General features: G+C 70.8%; 24 protein-coding genes. All 24 read right to left on the bottom strand.

Annotated features, from left to right (window positions below; all coding sequences use genetic code 11):
* Positions 1-60: 60 nt before the first annotated feature.
* Positions 61-315: a hypothetical protein gene (locus A4E84_RS20355; RefSeq protein WP_062927954.1), complete on the bottom strand. Its 255-nt coding sequence runs from the start codon at positions 313-315 to the stop codon at positions 61-63.
* Positions 308-1,240, bottom strand: a complete 933-nt coding sequence (locus tag A4E84_RS20360) for a 3'-5' exonuclease family protein (protein ID WP_062927955.1) — start codon at positions 1,238-1,240, stop codon at positions 308-310. Before A4E84_RS20360 ends, A4E84_RS20355 begins: the two co-directional genes overlap by 8 nt.
* 79 nt (positions 1,241-1,319) lie before the next feature.
* On the bottom strand, positions 1,320-1,724 hold the full coding sequence (locus A4E84_RS44610) for a hypothetical protein (protein WP_237304962.1): 405 nt from the start codon (positions 1,722-1,724) through the stop codon (positions 1,320-1,322).
* Positions 1,717-2,319, bottom strand: coding sequence for a hypothetical protein (locus A4E84_RS20370; protein ID WP_062927956.1), 603 nt, complete (start codon positions 2,317-2,319; stop codon positions 1,717-1,719). Before A4E84_RS20370 ends, A4E84_RS44610 begins: the two co-directional genes overlap by 8 nt.
* Before the next feature lie 64 nt (positions 2,320-2,383).
* Complete coding sequence (locus A4E84_RS20375; protein WP_062927957.1) at positions 2,384-2,938, bottom strand: 3'-5' exoribonuclease domain-containing protein; 555 nt, start codon at positions 2,936-2,938, stop codon at positions 2,384-2,386.
* On the bottom strand, positions 2,935-3,120 hold the full coding sequence (locus A4E84_RS20380; RefSeq protein ID WP_062927958.1) for a hypothetical protein: 186 nt from the start codon (positions 3,118-3,120) through the stop codon (positions 2,935-2,937). The genes A4E84_RS20375 and A4E84_RS20380 overlap by 4 nt, the downstream gene beginning before the upstream one ends.
* Before the next feature lie 122 nt (positions 3,121-3,242).
* Positions 3,243-3,758 carry a single-stranded DNA-binding protein gene (gene ssb / locus A4E84_RS20385; protein ID WP_062927959.1) on the bottom strand — a complete coding sequence of 172 codons (516 nt, stop codon included), beginning with the start codon at positions 3,756-3,758 and terminating at the stop codon, positions 3,243-3,245.
* Positions 3,759-3,760: 2 nt separating this feature from the next.
* Positions 3,761-3,916 (bottom strand): hypothetical protein, encoded by a 156-nt coding sequence (locus A4E84_RS42950; protein ID WP_159029597.1) that lies wholly within the window; start codon positions 3,914-3,916, stop codon positions 3,761-3,763.
* Between the two features lie 2 nt (positions 3,917-3,918).
* Positions 3,919-4,128 (bottom strand): DUF6011 domain-containing protein, encoded by a 210-nt coding sequence (locus A4E84_RS45790; protein WP_031137601.1) that lies wholly within the window; start codon positions 4,126-4,128, stop codon positions 3,919-3,921.
* Positions 4,125-4,421: a hypothetical protein gene (locus A4E84_RS40925; RefSeq protein ID WP_079129036.1), complete on the bottom strand. Its 297-nt coding sequence runs from the start codon at positions 4,419-4,421 to the stop codon at positions 4,125-4,127. Before A4E84_RS40925 ends, A4E84_RS45790 begins: the two co-directional genes overlap by 4 nt.
* On the bottom strand, positions 4,418-4,702 hold the full coding sequence (locus A4E84_RS20395; protein ID WP_062927960.1) for a zinc finger domain-containing protein: 285 nt from the start codon (positions 4,700-4,702) through the stop codon (positions 4,418-4,420). The genes A4E84_RS40925 and A4E84_RS20395 overlap by 4 nt, the downstream gene beginning before the upstream one ends.
* The gene (locus A4E84_RS20400; RefSeq protein WP_062927961.1) at positions 4,699-5,394 is read right to left on the bottom strand and encodes a zinc finger domain-containing protein; all 696 of its coding nucleotides are present in this window, start codon (positions 5,392-5,394) and stop codon (positions 4,699-4,701) included. The genes A4E84_RS20395 and A4E84_RS20400 overlap by 4 nt, the downstream gene beginning before the upstream one ends.
* Complete coding sequence (locus tag A4E84_RS20405) at positions 5,391-6,413, bottom strand: hypothetical protein (RefSeq protein ID WP_062927962.1); 1,023 nt, start codon at positions 6,411-6,413, stop codon at positions 5,391-5,393. The genes A4E84_RS20400 and A4E84_RS20405 overlap by 4 nt, the downstream gene beginning before the upstream one ends.
* A 69-nt stretch (positions 6,414-6,482) precedes the next feature.
* Positions 6,483-6,932 (bottom strand): WhiB family transcriptional regulator, encoded by a 450-nt coding sequence (locus A4E84_RS20410; RefSeq protein WP_062927963.1) that lies wholly within the window; start codon positions 6,930-6,932, stop codon positions 6,483-6,485.
* A 68-nt stretch (positions 6,933-7,000) separates the two neighbouring features.
* Positions 7,001-7,537 (bottom strand): hypothetical protein, encoded by a 537-nt coding sequence (locus A4E84_RS20415; protein WP_062927964.1) that lies wholly within the window; start codon positions 7,535-7,537, stop codon positions 7,001-7,003.
* Positions 7,534-9,009 (bottom strand): UvrD-helicase domain-containing protein, encoded by a 1,476-nt coding sequence (locus A4E84_RS20420; RefSeq protein ID WP_062927965.1) that lies wholly within the window; start codon positions 9,007-9,009, stop codon positions 7,534-7,536. The genes A4E84_RS20415 and A4E84_RS20420 overlap by 4 nt, the downstream gene beginning before the upstream one ends.
* 78 nt (positions 9,010-9,087) lie before the next feature.
* Positions 9,088-10,356: an AAA family ATPase gene (locus A4E84_RS20425; protein WP_062927966.1), complete on the bottom strand. Its 1,269-nt coding sequence runs from the start codon at positions 10,354-10,356 to the stop codon at positions 9,088-9,090.
* Positions 10,353-10,652 (bottom strand): hypothetical protein, encoded by a 300-nt coding sequence (locus A4E84_RS42955; protein ID WP_062927967.1) that lies wholly within the window; start codon positions 10,650-10,652, stop codon positions 10,353-10,355. Before A4E84_RS42955 ends, A4E84_RS20425 begins: the two co-directional genes overlap by 4 nt.
* Positions 10,649-11,032, bottom strand: coding sequence for a hypothetical protein (locus tag A4E84_RS20435; RefSeq protein ID WP_062927968.1), 384 nt, complete (start codon positions 11,030-11,032; stop codon positions 10,649-10,651). Before A4E84_RS20435 ends, A4E84_RS42955 begins: the two co-directional genes overlap by 4 nt.
* The gene (locus A4E84_RS44615) at positions 11,029-11,547 is read right to left on the bottom strand and encodes a hypothetical protein (RefSeq protein ID WP_237304963.1); all 519 of its coding nucleotides are present in this window, start codon (positions 11,545-11,547) and stop codon (positions 11,029-11,031) included. Before A4E84_RS44615 ends, A4E84_RS20435 begins: the two co-directional genes overlap by 4 nt.
* Positions 11,544-12,290 carry a BN159_2729 family protein gene (locus A4E84_RS20450; protein WP_062927969.1) on the bottom strand — a complete coding sequence of 249 codons (747 nt, stop codon included), beginning with the start codon at positions 12,288-12,290 and terminating at the stop codon, positions 11,544-11,546. Before A4E84_RS20450 ends, A4E84_RS44615 begins: the two co-directional genes overlap by 4 nt.
* The gene (locus tag A4E84_RS20455; RefSeq protein WP_062927970.1) at positions 12,287-12,619 is read right to left on the bottom strand and encodes a hypothetical protein; all 333 of its coding nucleotides are present in this window, start codon (positions 12,617-12,619) and stop codon (positions 12,287-12,289) included. The genes A4E84_RS20450 and A4E84_RS20455 overlap by 4 nt, the downstream gene beginning before the upstream one ends.
* Positions 12,616-13,212 carry an RNA polymerase sigma factor gene (locus A4E84_RS20460; protein WP_062927971.1) on the bottom strand — a complete coding sequence of 199 codons (597 nt, stop codon included), beginning with the start codon at positions 13,210-13,212 and terminating at the stop codon, positions 12,616-12,618. Before A4E84_RS20460 ends, A4E84_RS20455 begins: the two co-directional genes overlap by 4 nt.
* Positions 13,213-13,290: 78 nt before the next feature.
* Complete coding sequence (locus A4E84_RS43720; RefSeq protein WP_174569444.1) at positions 13,291-13,794, bottom strand: hypothetical protein; 504 nt, start codon at positions 13,792-13,794, stop codon at positions 13,291-13,293.
* Positions 13,795-13,835: the final 41 nt, after the last annotated feature.

Consider the following 13,835-nt stretch of genomic DNA (forward strand, 5'->3'; position numbering starts at 1 on the left):
GGGTGTGGGAAGGTCGGGGGCGCGGCCGCCCGCGGTTCGAGCGCGGGCGGCCGGACCGGGTCACGACGTGCTCGATGCCGCTCGGGCCTGCTCTCGGGCACGCTTGCGCTCCCGCGCCTTCTGCTTCATCCCGGCCTGGTAGGCGTTCTCCGCCAGCCGACATGGATCGCAGAGCGGCTCTTTGCGGTAGCGGTGCTGGCGGGCACCTCGGTAGGTGCCGTGTGCGATGGGCTTGTACTTGCTCCCACCGCGGGGGCGCTTGAGGCCGATCGCGTCGATCAGCTGGTCGAGTTCGGCGTCGGTGAGGTCAGCCATCGGCTGGATCGCTGTCGTCGCGTGCGCTGACAGGTTGTGACGGGCCGTCAAGAGCGCGGCGCAGCTCCGTGGCGGCGCCGCCGTAGGTGCGGAGGACTGCCCACTGGGTGGCCAGCTTCCGCGCCCGTTCCACGGCGCCCCGTACGTCGGCCACGTCCTCCACGACGCCTCGGATCGGTCCGCGGACTTCGCCGACGGCCGCCTCGTGCATGGCGGCGATGGTCACGCACGCGCTCTCGTAGCTGCGGCGCATCTCGGCGAGGTCGCGCTGGGTGTCCTCCAGCTCGATGGCGGTCTGGGTGTACAGGCCGATGGCGTGCCGCGCGCGGCCTTCCCAGGACAGCGGGAACTTCTCCTGGACCATCGCGGCGTCGTACACGTCGCGGGCCCAGCGGGCGTCTCCGAGCGCGGTGTGCGCCGCCTCCTTGGCCGGCGGCTCGACTCCGACCGCGCGGGACAGCACGTGCGGTCGCCACGGGAGCGGGCCAGCGGCCTGCGCGCCGATCTTCGCGGCGGCGAGCTGCACGATGTCGTACGGCCGGTAGTGCCACTGGGCAGAGCCGGGGCCGAGGAGCTTGCGGAGGAACCGGTCATCGAAGCCAGGGTTGGAGCCAACGAGGACAGCGCCGGACAGCACGCTGACGATGGCGGTGACCGCGTCGGCGCGGCTGCACGGGCTCACCGGGCCAGGGCCGGTGTAGGCGGCGCCCCATGTGGGGTCGACGAGGTGGCGTTCGTGGAAGCGGCCGATGCGCAGGGCCTCGGGGTCGGCGGTGGAGCGGTCGATGGCGAACTGCCAGACGTGCTCTGTGTCGCTGAAGCGGGTGCCGTTGGGCTGGCGGAGGATGACGGCGACCTCCCAGGCCTCGCCGATCTCGGCGTCGAGGTGGGTGGTCTCGCAGTCCACGAAGGCGATGTTGGTCACGGGTTTCTGCTCCCGGTGGTGTGGTGTGATCGGGGAAGCGGCCGCCCGCGATTCGGGCGCGGGCGGCCGGCCACTGCGGCTACTGGCTCCAGCCGATGTGGCGGAACTCGACGCCCCGGGCTTCGAGCTCCCGCTTGGAGCTGCACTCGGCGACCTCCCAGACGAGGCGGAGGATCGCGTCGCCGTGGGAGGGCGGACTGGTCTGGTACTCGCCCCAGAGCTGGCCGTGGTTGTCGACGAGGACAGCGTCGTGATCGGGCGTGGGCCGTTCGTCGGCCCAGACGATGCGGGTGGCGCCCTGGTGGCCGTGGACGTGCTCGGCGTCGACCAGGCGGTCCCAGTGCACGGTCGACGGCCGGTCGCCACGCCAGCGGATGGCCACGGTGCCGTCGGGCCAGAGCACGCCGTCGGCTACGCGGCCGGTGCCGGACACGCCGGACACGTCGTGGTCGCGCTGGAGGTGGAAGAGGCGGGGCTCAGGCACTGTGCGCCTCCAGCTCCGTCATGACGCCCGTCACCGGGGCGTCGGCGAGGGCCAGGAGCCGGACGTGCTGCCGGATCCGCTGGTACTTCTGCTCCGTGCCGTGACCGTCCCACTGCGCCCGCGAATCGGTCCGGTCGACGACCGGCACATGGCCGAAGAGCGGCACCAGCTCCCGGCCGACCGTCCAGGACATCTGCCAGCCGCCCGCCACCAGGTACAGGACCTGGGGGCCGCCCGGGTCCTCGTCGGAGGCTGGCGTCATGACGGCCGAGGCGGGGTGCAGCGCGGCGAGCCAGGCGAGCAGGTGCGCCGACTCGGCGTGCGCGGCGTAGGTGTTGCGGTGTGCGTCGGCGAGGGCCTCGACAGCCCGGGCGCGCTCCTGGTCGTAGGAGTCGGCGTGGCGCCGCCAGCGGGCCGCCTCTTCACGGGCGAGGCGGAGCTCTTCGGTCTGGCGGATGCCGGCGGCGAATCCCTCGGCGACCGCGCGGCCGGCGGAGGGGTGCATCGCGGCCGTCGGGCGGCCCGGGTACAGGCGCGCGAACCAGGGGCGAACCGGTTCCGGTTCCTGGTTCCTGCGGAGGAGTTTGAATGGCATGGACATGCTCCGGTGTGGTGTCCGGGGCGGGTCCCTTCGTGGGCCCCTGTCCTCTGCGGGTAGGTCAGCGACTGGTGACGCTGTCGATGTACTCGGCCATGACGCGGTTGTGACGGGCGTCGGCGAGGGCGTTGTGGTGTCCGTCGGCCTGCTTGGGCATGTTGCGGGGGGTGAGTCCGGCGAGCTTGGCGGCGGTGACGATGTCGTCGGACTGCATGGGGATGCCGGCCGGGAGGTTGATCATGGGTCCCCAGAGCTGTGCGAGGGCGACGTGGTCGTACGCGGAGTAGTAGGCCCAGAGCTGAGGGTCGGGGGTGGTGAGGATGAAGTCGGCGACGAGCCGGGCGATCTGGGCGCGGGACCGGACGTCGGGGTGGTTGAGGTCGAGGTGTCCGGGGCCGGACGGGCGGCAGTCGGCGCACCGCGTGCCCTCGTGCCGTCGGGTGGGGAGGGAAGACCAGACGTTCTCGACGAGCCAGGGGTTGGCCTTGAGCTTCTGGACGTTGAACTCGCCACTGACGGCGTAGAGCTCGCGTCCGTCCTCGGCCACCATGCCGATGCTGATGAGGTCGATGGTGCGGCCGTCGTCGATGAACTCGGTGTCGTAGAAGATCCTCATTCGGCTTCCTGTCGTGGTGGTGGGAGTTCGTCGAGTCCGTCGCCGATGTCGTCGGCGAGTTTCCGCCAGCGGGCGGCGAGTGCGGGTGCGGTGTCGTCGCGTGCTGCTGCGGCGACGAGGAGCGCTTCGACGAGTTCGGAGGCGTCTCGGGTGCCTCCGGGGAGTTTGAGGAGGGCGGCCATTGGTCAGCTCCCTTCGTCCGGTGGGGTGGGGGCTGCTTGTGGCGTCGGGGTCGGTTCGCGCTGGGTATCGCTGCAGCCGGTGAGGAGTGCTGTGGCGAGGAGGGCGACGGCGAGGGTGCGCATTAGAACGGGGGTTCGTCGCTGTAGCCGGTGGCCTGGTCGACGGCCCAGGGGTCGTCCTGCGGGGCGGGTGCGGACCGGCGCTGGGTCTGGCCCTGGGCGCGCTGCTGGTTCTGCGGGGGCCGCTGCTGTCCGCCCTGGCCGTTCTGCTGCTGGCTCTGGGCGTCCTTGGAGACCTGGGCGACGGCGTACGCGAGGTTGGGCGCGATGGAGCGGATGAGGAGTGCCGGCCGCTCGTGCTTCTGGCCGTCCTTCTCCCACCGCTCGGTGCGCAGGTCACCGGAGACGAGGACCTCCATGCCCTTCGAGAGGGTCTCGGAGGCGTTCTCGGCCAGGCGCTCCCAGACGGTGCCGCGGATATAGAAGACGTCGCCGTCTTCCCACTGCTGGGTCTGCTGGTTGAGGCGCCGGCTGTTGAACGCGAGAGGGATGGAGGCGACGGCCTTCCCGGCCTGGGTGAAGCGGAGTTCGGGGTCGCCGGTGAGTCGGCCGACGCCGGTCATGGTGGGCAGGGACACGGTCAGTTCTCCTTGCAGTGGCCGCTGATGCAGCGGTTTTCGTTGCTGGCGACGTAGTGGACGTGGTGGCCGAGCGCGACCAGGCGCTGGGCGGCTTCGAGGGCGGCGCTCCGTTTGCCGGTGTTCCTGGGGGCGGTGTGGTGGCCGCCGTAGTGCACGGTCACTCCTGAGGGAGGGTCGGCTGGATGGGGAGGCTGGTCTGGTCGGGGTGGATGCCGGGCGTCGTGACGGCCGTCACGGGCGCGGGCGGCTGGCGGCGGCGTGGTGCCGGCGGGGGGATAAGGCCGAGCTTCCGGCCGCACACCAGGCCGTATCCGCGGGCGCGGGACTCCTTCGTCCGGAGGGTGCGGGGGCAGTAGCGGCACTTCATCGGGGTCGTCTCTTTCGACGATGGGCGGCGAGGCTGGTCACGCCGACGGGGAGGGCGAGCTGTTGGGTGCGGGCGGGGCAGGTGGCGACGTGCGGCATGTACAGGCGCTCCCAGCCGTTGAGGGGGAGCTCGGCCGAGGGCCGGCGGGACCGTACGGCGCCGGTTCCGTCGCGCCAGACGGCTGCGTTCCCGGCGGGGTCGGGTTCGGGGTCGACGGCGAGGCGTTTCCCGGCTTCGGTGGTGGTCCAGAGGACGGGGCGGCGGCAGTCTCGGCATGGGGCGAGTTGCTTCATGGCGTGGTGGTGGGGGTGAGGGCCGCGGTGATGCGGGCGGTGTGGACGTCGGGGGTGAGGGTGCAGGGCTGGTCGGCGGCGGCTTGGCAGATCCGCTCAGGGCACCGGGTTGACATGACCCTGTCCCAGTCGGTGAGGCGGGTGTCGTGCGTGTCCGCGCGGCGGGCCTTGGTGCCGCGGTGGTTTGTGCACAGCTCGCCGACATGGGCACGGCACCAGCGGCACTGCACGGCCAGCTGCGGGAACCGGTAGGGCGGCCGTCGGCGGGGCGAATGGCTCATGACGCCTCGGCCTCCTGCTCCTGGTTGTCGCCGCGGGCCAGGGCGGCAGCGGATGCGGCCTTGATGCGGGACTCGGAGGCGTCCTGGTCGAGGAGCGGCAGGCCGGCGGCGGCGCGCTGGGTGTCTTCGAGGCGGATGGGGTGGACGTCTCGGCGGCGGCGGTCGCCGGTGGTGCAGCTGCTGCCGGGGGCGGCTCCGCAGCGGCGGCAGGCGCGGCCGCGGGGGTCGACGGTGGGGTCGCGGTCGGCGGGCATCTTGCCGATGGCGGCTCGCACTGCGGCTGCACGCCCGCTGTACGGGCCGTGATCATCGCCTGGAGGCAGTGCGGGGCGTTCTGCAGCCCCGAGGGAGGCCCGGATGCTGCTGGGGCCCGTGAGGCCGTCTCCAGCCGCTCGGATGATCTCGCGGAGGGCGACGGCCGATTCGGCGCCAGTCTCCTCGGGGTTGCCGTCGTAGACGATGTTCGCCAGCTCGATGCGCTCGGCACGGCGGGCCTTGATCTCGGCGATGACGTCGGCCGGGGCGATGAACGGCTGCTGGCGGGCGACGACGAGCACGGCGGTGCGGGCTTCGTCGAGGCTGTACGGGGCGAACAGTTCGCCCCAGACGTCGGGGGTGAACTCGCCGATGCGCTGGGCGGGGCAGGCGGCGGAGACGTACTCCAGCAGCAGGATGGCTTCGTCCTGGGTCACTGGCCCTGTCCTTCCTGGGCGGCGGTGCGGGCGGCGAGGCGGGCACGTGCGCGGTCGAACACGGTGGTGCCGGTCGCCTGGTCGTAGAGGGAGTTGGCGGGCTGCTGGCGGGGCGTGGTCGCACCGGCCGGGACCGCCTGGGAGTTCATGACCTCGTTCACGACGCTGGCGAGCGTCGAGGGGTGGAGGCCTCGCTGCATCCAGTGCGCGATTCCGCGGCGGATGTGGTCGGGCTGGATGCGGTCCTCATCGAGGAGGATCCGGATCTCCTTGGAGAGCTGCCCGATGACGCGGGACGGCGGGCGGGTGGTGCAGCGCTCCAGCCACTCGCCCACGATCGTCTGGGCGGTGACGGGGGCGTCGGAGTCGGCGACCTCAGCGTCGTCGACGGGCTCTCCTTCGAGGACCTCGTCTGGTGCGTCGTCGTGACCTTCGGTCGACGACGGGTGCTCGCCAGAGGAGAGAGGTCTTGTAGAGAGAGGAGAGAGAGTAGGTGTCCGGGATTCCCGGACACTGACGTCCGGTGTTTCCGGACACTGAGACTCGTCAGTGTCCGCGTTTTCCGGACACTGGGCTTCAGCGTCAATGTCTGGAGATTCCGGATGCTGAGCCGGGTCAGTGTCCGTGATTTCCGGACCCTCAGGTTCTGCTCCAGGGTCCGGTGTTCCCGGACCCTGAGAGTCATCAGCGTCCGCAGAATCCGGACTCTGGGTGTCGTCGTCAGTGTCCGGAAGTTCCGGACACTGAAGCGGCAGGATCCGGTACTTCGCCGTGCCGTTCTTCTGGCCGGCCGCGACCTTCTCCAGGACGCCCTTCTTCACCAGCGCCTTGAGCACTTCGTAGATCTGAGGGCGCGACACCTGTGCGCGGCGGAGGATCTTCTCCGATTCCACTGAGGACCAGGTGACCCTTGTCGAGTCCCGGGCATCGTCCGCCAGCACCGAGAGCGCGAGCTTCTCGCGGTGCGTCAGCGTCGTCGGTGCGTAGTCGAGCACCTCGACGTACAGGCGGCTGCCCACGTGCTGTCTCCTAGGGGTGGTGTTGGCCGGTGGCCCGGCGGCCGTGCTCATCCGCCGGGCCACCGGTGCTCATCCGGATGCCGGGACCTGCGTGGAGCCCGTTCGGGCGTGCTCGCGCTTGCCCACGGCGTTGGCCTCCCGGCAGGCCGCGTCGATGGGTTCCTTCTTGCGCACGTGCCGCTGATACGCGGCCCGGGTCCCGCACGGCGCGACGTTCCACCGGCGCGTGCTCTTCTTCGGCTGAGGCTTCTTCTTCGCCGGCGGCTTCTCGGTGGCCCTGGCGGCGGCCTTCCGCTGCTGGGTGATCTTCCAGCGCTGCTTGCCCGTCAGACCGGCGACCAGGCCCGTACGGAACTCCTTCGCCACCCCGGCCTCACGGACGAGGGTCGCTTCCAGGCACTCCATCCGGACCGGGCACCCGTCGCAGGTCTGCCGGGCCAGGCCGATCGTCTGCGACTTGAAGAAGACGTCCGGGTCGACGCCCTTGCAGGCGGCCTTGAGCTCCCACTCTCGATCCATGACTCGGCCTCCAGACGCAGGGGAAGAAGTGGTGGTGGCGGACGCGCGACGGGCGTCGCTGACGGGCGTCACGAGGCCGCCCCGATGTACTCCGGGGCGCCTACGTAGGTGCCGTGCTGCCGGTAGTGCCGGTTCGCCGCGTTCTTGGCCCACCGACACGGCCCGCACAGCGGCTCCTTGCGGCGCTTGTGCCGCTGGGCTCCGTAGTACGAGCCGCAGCGCGCGGCCGGCCGGGCCGACTCAGCCGCAACCTGGAGCGCGGACCGCTTCCCGATCCGCGGAAGGGCCTCGGCCAGGGGCGTCTCGTCCGTAGGGAACCAGTTGCGGAGAGTCCGGTAGTCGCGTCCGATCAGCTGCGCGATCCGCATACGGTCCGTGCCGAGCCTGAGCAGGACGTCCGCTGCGTAGGCGGCCTCGGGCCCGGTGAGCTTCCAGTCGTCCGTGCGGCAGCCGTTGACCGTCAGCTCGATGGCGAGGAGGTCGAGCAGGACCAGGCCGTCGGCGGTCGCCAGCCACACCGTGGGGACGGCGACCGTGGTCACCGAAATCCACTCCCGGGCCCGGCCGGCGTGGGTGCCGGGGACAACGGTGTCGGTGTGCCTCATTCGCTCACCGCCGTCACGTCGCGAACCCAGGCCAGGGCGGTGTCGTCGAGCTGCTCGCGCGCCCGGGTCACCGCGACGTAGGCCAGGCGGGCCTCCTCGCGCGGCAGGATCACCAAGCCGGTGTCCTGATCCGGCTTGGGCGCCCGGAAGTCCGCGTGAATGCGGACGGCCGGCCACTCGCGGCCCTTCGACCGGTGAGCGGTCGACACCACCAGCTCGGCCTGTGCCTCCGAGCACAGCCCGTCGGCGGCCGCGACGATCCGGTCCGGGCCGTGCTCATCGATGAGCTTCACCAGGACCTCAAGGGAGCCGTCCTCCTCGGCTGCGTACTGGCGCACGTCGTCCCAGGAGGCGAAGCCGCACAGCTCGGGGTGGTCGGTGGGCCGTCCGCCCTGGAGCGACTCGGCGGCCCAGGCGAGACTCTTGATGTCCCCGCCGCCGCCGACGAGGGCGACCTTCCGGCCGGCGGCCAGGCCCTCCATGACGATGCCCATGGCGCCTGCGTTCGTGCGGCACAGGACGGCGTCCGGGGAGTCGAGCAGGCCGACGGAGGACTCGGCGGCCTCCCAGCCGGTGAGGCGGAGCGGGGCGTCGATAAGGCGGAGCCAGATGTTGGCCCGGGCGGCGATGGCCGGACCGAACCGGAACGACTGCGACAGGGTGAGCTCGGGGCAGCCGAGCTCGCGGAGGAACTTCTGCAGGGCGTCGTTGGCGCCGCGCCAGCTGTAGATCTGCTGGGCGGAGTCGCCGACGGCGATGCGCTGCGCGTGCTCTTGGGCCAGGAGGACGGCGGAGAGGACGTCATTGGTGTCCTGTGCCTCGTCGAGCAGGACCACGTCCGTCGGGATGGTCGGCCGGGAGAGGGCCCACATCTTCAGGTAGTGGTCGTGGTTGAGGTTCAGGACCGACTCGTTGTGCTTGAGGTCCTCCCAGGCGGCCCGGGCGACCGGCTCGACGAGCTGCTCCAGCTCGGCGCGGGCCTGCTTCTTGGTCAGGCCGTCGTAGTGCGGGATGTGCCGGGCGGTGATTTCGTCGTCGGCGCTGTGGCAGAAGCGGGTGACGGTGTCCAGCGCCATCCGCATGATGATCTTGGACGTCATGGCCTTCGGGTGGCCGAGGTCCGTGCGGATCGACGGTGTGGCGCCGATGATGCCGAGGATCGAGCGGACGTCGAGGGCCTGCGCGGCCTGGTGCGCCGTCTGGCGGGGCCGCTTGAGGCGGGCGCCGTACTTCGGGTCGAAGGCGAGGCCGTGACCGGTCTTGGCCATGCAGTTGGACGGGAAGCTGCGGCGTGCATCGGCCGCGATGGACGCGTTGTAGGCGACGTACGTCATCCGGCGGCGCCGGTCGGACCGGGCGATCATCTTGAGCGTCGAGGACTTGCCGCAGCCCGCGCCGGCCTGGAGGACCAGGTCCAGCCCGTCGCCGTACGCGTCGACCGCTTCGGCCTGCTCGTGGGTGGGGTTCACCACTGTGGTGCACCTCCTTTCTGGGGGTGCGGGCCCGCCCCGCATGGGGGAAGTCGGGGCGGACCCGCGGTCAGTGGTGAATCAGGCGGACGTGAGGGCTTCGTTCTCCAGGCCCTGGACCATCTCGGCGAAGTCGGCGGCCGCGGTGTCCCCGCGCTCGCCGTAGTTCGTGAGCGTGTCCAGGAGGATCTGGGCCTCGTCCTTCGTCAGCTCGTTCGCCGAGCCGATCTCGCGGCCGATGATCAGCGAGGTCGCGCGGAGCCGCTCTGCGCGCGAGTCCTTGTGACCGAGGCCGACCTTCGTGAAGCAGGCGTGCATCATCCGCATCTGCGGGGCCGTGACGGGCGTCGGGCCCTGGTCCTGCTCGGTGCCGGACGGTCCGGCCGGCGGGGCGCCCTGGTCCTGTCCAGCGGGCGGCACCGACGGGGTCGACGGGGCGCTTGTGACGCCCGTCGCGACGGGCTTGACGGCCTGCCCGTACTCCCGGATCACGTCCCCGAGCTTCGCGGGCTCCCCCGACTTCGGGTGCAGCAGGTCGGAGCCGAGCAGGTTCCGGGCCTTGGCCTGGCTGTGCAGCTCCAGCGCTCGGTCATACGTGAGGCCGTCGGCGACCAGTTCGTCCACGATGACCTGGACGGGGTCGACGCCTTGGCCGAGCTGCTCCAGGATCACCTCGGCGAAGTCCTCGCCGGGGTGGTGCACGCTGGCGTTGTAGAGCGGCTCGTAGCGGGTCTTCGTGACGGTGCCGGTGCCCGCGATCATGTCGATCACGACGTCGAACTCGTACTCAGCGCCCTCGCGCTGCACGGTCTTCACGCCGACCTTCGTGACCTTCTTCCCCTCCATCTCGTAGTCGTTCTTCGTCCGCATGGTGACGATGACGTGGCCCGGGAAGTTGAGCAGGGCGTCAAGCATGTCCTGTTCGAGGTCGTTGACCGGCGCCCACGCGGTGAACTTCCCGCCCCTGTTCGAGGACTTCTGGGACTCCTCCTCGACGCGGGCGAGAAGTCCGCCCTTTCCTGCCCAGAAGTGGGACCAGCTGTCGACGATGAGGACGGTGAGCCGGGCCTCCTCGGCGGCCTTGACTGCGGCGATGAGGTTCTCGGGCGAGCAGAACGCCATGGGCATGTGCCCGAACTGGTGCCCGCCGAGGTCGGGTCGGCCGGGGACGACGGCGTACTTCTTCGCGGAGCCACGCTCGGTGTCGATGACGCCGATGTCGCCGCCGTCCGCGAGACGCTCGGCCATGCGGAGGGCGGTCTTGGTCTTGCCGCTACCGCCGGGGCCCTGAAGGGCGATGCGGGCCTTGGCGGTCTCGCGGGTCGCCGGGGCGAAGGTGAAGGTCGTCATGACGTGCTCCGGTTGTTGCTCTGGGGCGGGATGGTGGCTCGGAAGGGGCTGGCAGCGAGCTCGCGGAAGCGGTTCACGGTGCGCATGGCGGCGCCGTACTTGCGCCGCTTGCGCCGGAACTCGGCGTCGGTGTCGGCGGCGGCGCGGCGGAACTGGCCGTCGAGTTCCGCCGCGACGGTCTTCGCGATGTCCTCGCCGAGCTCCTTGCGGAGCTGGGCGAGCAGCTGCGCGGCCTCGTCGGGCCGGAGGGTGCGGCCGCTGGTGAGCGCCCGGTAGGCGCGGCTGTAGGCGCTCACTCGTCCGCCTCCGCGTCGTACTTGGAGGCGACTTCCAGGGCGGTGACGGTGTAGCCGGTGGAGCGCTCTTCCTCCCCGACAGCAGCGACCAACTCGGCGACGCCGTCTTCCTCGTCCTCGATCCAGTCGAAATCCACGGTGGGAAGGTCGCGGCGGGCGTGCGCCTTGCAGTGCTTGCGGGCCTCGTTGGGCGTCGTGTACCAGCCGAGGGGGACCGAGTCCCACGACGCCCGGTAGATGATCACCTCGGAGTCGGGCGACTGGAGCAACTGCGCAGACTCCAGCGCCTCGGCGGCCTGCGTCGCCAGGTCGTACGACGACCCGTTCAGCCAGGCGGCCTCGATCGTCTTCTTCGCCAGCATGGCGAGCTTCGAGATCATCGGGCGGTCCTCTCTGCGAAGGCCGTGAGGTGGTAGATGCGGCCCTGGTCGGTGTCGACCGGGACGAGGTCGCCCTGCTTGGCCAGGCCCCGCAGGGTCTTGCGGAGGGTGTTCCGGCCGGCCGTGGGCCAAGGCGAGTTGGCCATGAGCTCCTCGGCGAGCTGGGTGGTGACGGGGCGGCCGTACTCCCGCAGTCGGTCGAGGAGGTAGGCGCGGCGGGTCTGCGGCGTGGCCGTCAGCGTGGTCACGGTGTTGTCGACGGCGCCCACGTAGCGGGCCTCCACGCGGGCGCCGAACTCGGTCAGCACGCGGGCGGCCTCGAACGCTCCGGCCGGGGAGTACGGCGACACCGTCCGCGCTCCCCGTGCTCGGGACAGAGGGACGTAAGCGGTCCGGATGCGTCGCACCAGGCCGTCGGCGGACTCCGTGGAGTTGTACTCGCCGACGTTCTGCCACTGGCCGGGGTTGGCCCGGCAGCGCGCGGCGACAGCGACGTGATCGACCAGCTTCCTCATGCGCCCTCACCGCCCTGCGCGCTGACGGGCGTCGCGACGTCCGTGACGGGCGTCAGCGGGCCGACATGGGTCACGATGTTCGCCAGGGAGCACCGCTCCGGACGGCCGTCGATCGACAGCATCGGCATGCCGTCGTCGGACCGCTGACCCTGGAAGAACCAGACGTCGCCCTGGGCGTCCCGCAGCGGCACCGCCAGGTCGTACACGATCCCGTCGAGCTGGAACGGCCGCTTCGCGGACTGCACCGCCCGGGCCTGCGCCTGAGGAAGGTCGTAGGCCACGACCGACACCCGGATGCCATCCCGGTAGCCGTCCCCGGCCACTGCGTACGGGAGCGGCTGCTCCTTGTCGTGGGTGATGCCGAACCATGCGCGCCACTGCACCCACTGGGCCTGGTCGGTGATGTGCAGCGCGACCAGGATCCGGTCCTTGTCGACCTGCACGTTCTGGAACTCGGGGTGCTGGCCGATCTGCGCCTTGATGCCGACCGCGACCTGCCGGGCGCGCTCGCAGGACTTGTCCCAGGCGAGGGCCTGCTGCTCCAGCTCCGTCGGCTGCGGCTGCTGCTCGCTCGTCCAACTGCCGGCGGGCGTCCGACGCAGCACCGCGCCGAACGACTTCTCGGGGTCGACCAGGAGTCGGCTGTCGTTGAGAGCGTGGGCGATGGCGGCTGCCGGGTCGCTGCCGGTGGAGGCCAGAGCCGCACGGATCACACGGACGGCATGAGGAAGGTTCTTGTTCACGCTGCGGCCTCTTCTGTCTCGACCTCGGCCAGGGGGAAGGTGACCCAGACGTGCAGGCTCACGCGGGCCACGGAGACGTCGAAGCTGAGCTTCGCCTTGCCGGTGAGCACGCCCGGGATCACGTCCTCCGGGGCGACGTTCAACGCCTCGCGCCACGCTTCGAACTCGCCCGGGTGGTCCACGAGCACGGTCAGCTGGTACGGCGTGATCCCACTGCACGTGATGTACGCCGGGGGCAGCGGCGGGTTCTTGGCGGCCAGTTCAGCGGCGAGCTTGAGCGCCCGGCCCTGGTCGCTGAGGGAAGCGGCGAAGTCGATCTGCTCCGTCATGCCGCCACCGCCTCGGGGGCGAGGGCGTTCCGCATCTGCTGGAGCGCGCGGAACTGGACGGTTTTCGTGGCGCCGATGCCCTTGCCCAGCCGGGCGGCCGTCTCCGGCACCGACAGGCCCTCCAGGAACCGCAGCCGCACGCACTCCCGCTGGTACGGGTTGAGCGCGGCCAGGGCGGCCTCGACGGACTCGGCTGCCTCGGCGATGTCCAGCTCCCGCAGGGCAGACGCCTCGGCGGAGCGGTCGCGGCGGTCGCCGTCGGCCATCTCACTGACAGGGGTCTCCAGCCGCGTGCGGGCCAGCTTCACGTGGTCCAGGTAGATGTTCCGGGCGATGACCATCAGCCACCCAGCGAAGCCGCTGGATCGGGGGGAGTTGAAGGTCTCCAGGCGGCGCAGGGCCCGCAGGAACACGTCCTGCGTGAGGTCCTCCGCCAGAGTCCGGTCACCGCGGGTCCGGTTGTAGAGGAAGCCGAACACGTCGTCGTAGTGCTGGGCGTAGAGGGCGGCGAATGCGGTGCGGTCGCCAGCGCAGGCCTGCGCGACGAGCTCCGCACCTCCCGCCCTGACCTTGCCGTTAACCTTGTGAGGCACGACCTGTTCTCCTTTGACGTAGGGGTTTTCGGGTGTGTGAGGGCCGTTCCGGGTCGCATCCGGGGCGGCCCTTCCGTGTCAGGCGGCGGTGCGCTGCCGCTGAAGGCCGGCGAGGACGGCGTGCGGGTCGAAGCGCCTGCTGCGGCCGACGTAGATCAGGCCAGGCCAGTCGTCCTCGTGGTCCCGCGCCCAGTCCTGGATCTGCTTGTCGATCCAGCTGGGGGACTTCCGCAGGAACCGAGCGAGCTCCTTCTGGTCCATCAGCTGCTCGGGCAACTCCGGCTTCCGCCGTTCCTCGGTCTTCGATCTACGTGTAGATGTAGATTCTCCGAGCGTGAAAACGGTCGACGCGAAGAGCGTGCCCAGCTCCCGGTCAAGCGCCGAGGCGATGAGCTCGGCAGCCCGGTCGCTGCACTCTTCCCGGGCCGTCTTGCCGCTGCCGACGATGAAGCCGACCATCGCCCGCGAGAGGCCCTCGCCCGTGGGATCAACGTCCTTTGTCTTGGCGGCGAGGCGCGGGATGTCCAACCCGGCCGCCTTCATGGCGGCCCGCAGTGGGGCACCTTCGTCCAGTCGTCGCATGGTGAACCTCCGGCGCATGGCCGAATTAGGGGTCCGCGAGT

It is taken from the genome of Streptomyces qaidamensis (assembly GCF_001611795.1).
GTDB lineage: Bacteria > Actinomycetota > Actinomycetes > Streptomycetales > Streptomycetaceae > Streptomyces > Streptomyces qaidamensis.